The organism is Roseinatronobacter alkalisoli, from assembly GCF_028745735.1.
GTDB classification, from domain to species: domain Bacteria; phylum Pseudomonadota; class Alphaproteobacteria; order Rhodobacterales; family Rhodobacteraceae; genus Roseinatronobacter; species Roseinatronobacter alkalisoli.
Genome location: NZ_JAQZSM010000080.1, coordinates 1 through 4,377 on the forward strand (window position 1 = coordinate 1; position 4,377 = coordinate 4,377).

Annotated in this window: 4 protein-coding genes and 1 pseudogene; 4 read left to right on the forward strand and 1 reads right to left on the reverse strand. The window is 55.0% G+C overall.

The window, feature by feature from the left end:
• Positions 1 to 267: 267 nt before the first annotated feature.
• The 4 genes from PUT78_RS23075 (at position 268) to PUT78_RS23090 (ending at position 4,151) form a co-directional block, all read left to right on the forward strand.
• Complete coding sequence (locus tag PUT78_RS23075; RefSeq protein WP_274354570.1) at positions 268 to 1,509, forward strand: hypothetical protein; 1,242 nt, start codon at positions 268 to 270, stop codon at positions 1,507 to 1,509.
• Positions 1,510 to 1,660: 151 nt separating this feature from the next.
• Entirely contained in the window at positions 1,661 to 2,299 is a 639-nt protein-coding gene (locus PUT78_RS23080) for a hypothetical protein (protein WP_274354571.1), read from the forward strand.
• Entirely contained in the window at positions 2,296 to 3,336 is a 1,041-nt protein-coding gene (locus PUT78_RS23085; RefSeq protein WP_274354572.1) for a HipA family kinase, read from the forward strand. Before PUT78_RS23080 ends, PUT78_RS23085 begins: the two co-directional genes overlap by 4 nt.
• Positions 3,333 to 4,151 (forward strand): DUF3037 domain-containing protein, encoded by an 819-nt coding sequence (locus tag PUT78_RS23090; protein WP_274354573.1) that lies wholly within the window; start codon positions 3,333 to 3,335, stop codon positions 4,149 to 4,151. The genes PUT78_RS23085 and PUT78_RS23090 overlap by 4 nt, the downstream gene beginning before the upstream one ends.
• Positions 4,152 to 4,250: 99 nt before the next feature.
• Here the strand turns inward: PUT78_RS23090 and PUT78_RS23095 are convergent.
• Positions 4,251 to 4,377, reverse strand: a pseudogene (locus PUT78_RS23095) (IS481 family transposase); the annotation flags it as partial.

The window sequence follows — 4,377 nt, forward strand, 5'->3', positions numbered from 1 at the left end:
TTGGCCTTATTCAGAATCTGACATCCGGTCACGAAACCAACTGGCAAGCTCGGTCACCTGCCGGTGAAGGTCCACTGTCAGTCGTACGCTGGTCAAAACTCAACCGTTTCTGTCACAGGCAGAATAGACCGATTTTGTCGTTAAGTGTTTTCAACACAATCCGGGCTTTCGCGGCGTGATGCACGAAAGTACGTTAAAGCTAAGTATACTCATATCGAATGCGTTGCCCGCTCCGGTGGAACGCCTTGGACTAGAGAGGGATAGATAGTGGCAGAAGATGATGGGCAGGCGCCGAAGAGGCCGAAGAGTATCGATCTAGCGAAGCTGGTGGGCGATGACACCGCGACGGGACGGCTGCGAAAGCAGATAAAGGCCATGGAAGCGCTCGAAGACCCCGCCGGGTTTAGTGCTCTTCGTGCTGCACTAGGCCCTACCAGCGCCATTCAAGAGATGATGGAGTCCCATCGCGCCGCAATCGATACGGCGCGCATCCTGCCAGACATGTCAGACTTCGCGGGGATTGCTGCTGCGTCGCGGCTGGCGGACTCCTACCGTCTGCCGAAATTAGCCAGGCTGGGCTTGATGGACGCCTACAAGTTGCCAGAAATTGCGGGGATCGGCGCTGTCAGCGATGCCCATCTAAGGATTATGGACTCGTTTCGCGCGGGATCGCTTGTGGACATGATTGGCAGTCAGGGCGCACTTGCAGCACTCGCGCCGTCCCTCGGGTTGGTGAAAACAGATGCCTTCGCAGGATTGATGGAGGGCGTTCGGTCGCGTCAGTCGGCGCTCAGTTCCGCCATAGCAGCCTACATGGATCAGCAGCGAGAGCAGGTAGAACGCATTCCGGGATTGATGGAAGCGCTGGCAATGCCGCGTATCGATCCCGCTAGATTCGGCATTGCCAGTGCGCTTGCTCTGGGCGAAACGGACGCATTCAGGATCGCGGGGCTGACGCCCGATTATGTCGATCAGTATCGATCAATACTCAGTGCGGCGAATGAACGTATCAACGCCTTCGCCGGGCTAAGCGCGGCGGCGAATACATTCGCGTTGCAACCGGATTTGGTCGGCGGGATCGGCAGCTTGTTGGAGCGCGCGTTGGCGCAACAGGAAGCTCTTTTAGAACAGCAGCGCCAACAAGGCGAGCAAACAGCAAACGCCCAGCCAAAGACGCCCTCGCGGCTCGTGCAGCAGCTTTACATGCTGGCAGCAATCGTCGCTATCCTGCAGTTCTTCATCTTCATCGCACTGCAAATCGAGGAACGAATGCTTGGTGGCGACACTGCGACCTTGAATAACACCGCCGCCATAGAAGAGAACACGCAGGCAATAGAACAGATGCGCAACTCGTTCGACGTGCTGGCGGGCCAGATAGAGCGCATGCGCGTTGTGCAGGAAGAGGCAGCAGAAGAGGAGAGGGCTGCTGACGCTGCCATCGCCGAAATCCTGCGCGAGATTGCCGACACGCTGGCGGATCAGGCGGAAGGGGAGGGAGAAACCCCATGAATCAAACCGTCGTTTTTTGCCTCATCTCAATTCTCCTCATACCCTCAGAAAGCGGAGGGTAAAAAAGAGTAAGAATTTTTTACTCTTGAAAATTCCCCCGTGACTCTGCATGTTGATCTCACAATCCTCACAGAAATAGGAGATTAATGAAGTGGAAAAGGCAGAGTATAAAGCGAACCTTAGAGGTGCAGCGATCCGCGCCATAGAGGAAAAAGGGCACACTGTTCGAGATGTGTCTTCGGGTTCGGGTGTCCCCAAGCTTTCAAGGCTAGAGATCACAAACGGGCAAGAGAAGCTGACCTGCGCCGTGAAGATCACCACCCACCCCCAAGGCCGCATCTCTTTCACTCGTAGCCATGACGGCACCTACAAGGTGCTTAGGGACAGCGATCGAGTAGTCTACGTCTGCCCTGCTGCTAGTGATGAGACGAAGGTGTTCATCGCGATGTTCGACGCGGCGACAGTGAAGCGAGCTTTTGACGTCAACTTCGCTGCTCGCAAAGGCACAGACCAAGAAGACCTGCCGATGTGGCTCAGTCCTGAGCTGGAACCGGGGCAGAGGTTCATCGGGTCAGGCTTCCGAGAGAAGGCCCTCTGGTCTGAAATAATACCGATGCCTGACCAGATCGATGAATCCGCGGCAGGGGACCAGCCGACGACACCGCTGCCTCCTACCGCAGGGGAAGGCGAGACGGCCATGGGCATTATGGACCGGATCAAAGCGATGCTCTCTGGGCACATGGGGGTCCGCCCGGACCAGCTCGAGATCGATGTTCGGGTCAAGCTATGAGTAGCAGAGGATTCTGTCGCGGACTTCCATCTAGAACAGAACCCACCGTTCTTGTGACGCTGAACTGTGACGGGTTTGCCGTTCTCGTCCAGATGGCTGGAAGCCGCGGCGAAAGCGCGCCCTACCAAGAGAAAGAGAACGACAAACCTGGCGCTCCCCAACTCGCTATAGGAAAAGTTTTCATTATCTGTTTGTATAATGGCCAAACCAATAGTTGGACACCGGATCGCAAGTTGGAATGTGAAGCAGTATCTTTTGCGCGGCGAGCAACAAGTGGCCGCTCCAAGCCTCCATTGGTCTTTGCAGAAACACCATTTGGTGAAACAGTCGAAGTCTGGCTCAAAGCGCCACGCCTCCACCCTGGCATATCCGACACGGCACCTTCGCGCGAATGGATGGCCGCGCGCTTGGCCGAAGACTTGGGTCTACCATGCCCTCCTCCTATCTTGGTCAGGCTCACCGATGACTTCACGGAGAGTCTTTCGGACGAAAATCTCGCTGAGTCGCTGCGAGCGGGCCCAAGCGTCGTCTATGGGGCGATTCACTTAGGTTCTGGTTGGCGCCGATGGTCAGAGGCCAACAAGATGCCTCGGCATCAGCACCAAATCCAAGGGCAGACATACCTCTTCGACACTATCATCCAGAACTGGGACAGACGCATTGCCAACCCCAACATACTCAAAAAAGGCGATGAATTTCGGATCCTTGATCACGAAGAGTGCTTCGGGTCTGCCACCGCCCCTGATGATGAAAAACCCTTCATTCATGTTCCTTGGAGCGTTGGCGGCCTTACTAACTTTATCGCTGGGGACTACCAGCACCCGTTCTGGAGGACACTGAAACCCAGCAATCACGTTGACTTCAATGTCGCCGCACAGACTTGGAAAAGGCTACCCGCAGACACATTTTCCATGTATGCCAACGATGCGCCCCCGGAGTGGGGCGCGGCATGCGACGACATCGCATCTTATCTCACTTTGGCTGTGCAGCACATCGATGAGGTCGTTGTGGCAATAGAGGGAGCCCGGCAGCTATGAATCGTAGCGCCTACACATACACTGTCCTGCAATACCGTCATGACGCTTGGTCTGGCGAATGCATGAACGTGGGTATTCTCTTCTTTTGTCCTAAATCTCAATACGTTGACTTCAAGTTCCGCCGCGGAGGGTCACGCCTGAGTAACGCCTATCCAAGTCTCAACCGATCTGCATTATTGCAAGATTTGAAAGAGATGAGTCGATGGTTCGACCGTCGCGCCTCCCAGCCTTCCGATATGTGGATGTGGAAGTCAGCGCTCGAACTGGGGCACTCACTGCTTGGCGACGACGACAGTAGTTTTCGTTGGAACCTAGACGGTAGTGGCACCACCAATGATCCTGAAAAGACGATATCGCTACTCTTCGAGCGCTTTGTCATGCGATATGACGCTGTCCCAGGTCGCTCGCCCAGAACTGATGAGCAGGTCTTTGACACAGTCAAAGACAAGCTAAAGCGTGCGCAACTCCTGAACCGGATGGAATCCTATACGGTTCGAACAAAGTTCACTGAGGTCACATTCGAACACGCAATCAAGAACGGGAAGTGGCACTGCATCCAAGCGATTTCGCTCGATTCCGCTGACGCAGACAACATGCAGCGGAAAGCTGAGCGGTGGGCCGGAAAAATGGTCGGCTTGCTTGAAGCGGATAATGTTCCCCAAGTTTACTTGGTCACCGGAAAGCCAACTGAGGCGTACCTGCAAAGCAAGTATGAAAAGATGACAGAGTGGCTACGCCACAATCCGGCAAACCCGGTTGTCATCGAAGAAGAACAGAGCGAAACTCTGATTTCGAGGCTCGCGACTTTGACCTGATCGGCCAGTCTACCTAAAAACGGCGCGACGCTGGAAAGAATTGCACTGGTAGCAAATCCATGCATCGATCAGGACAATGAAGCCCTATGCCCGACGGGACTAGGTGTTCAGTCCCGGCATCTGGTGGATCGGATTTAGGATGAATCTGTCTGGCTCGGATGTCCAGATCTTGCAGATGTATTCATAGGGCGTGAGACCGCCGAGGGTCTTGAGCCTGCGCGCGAAG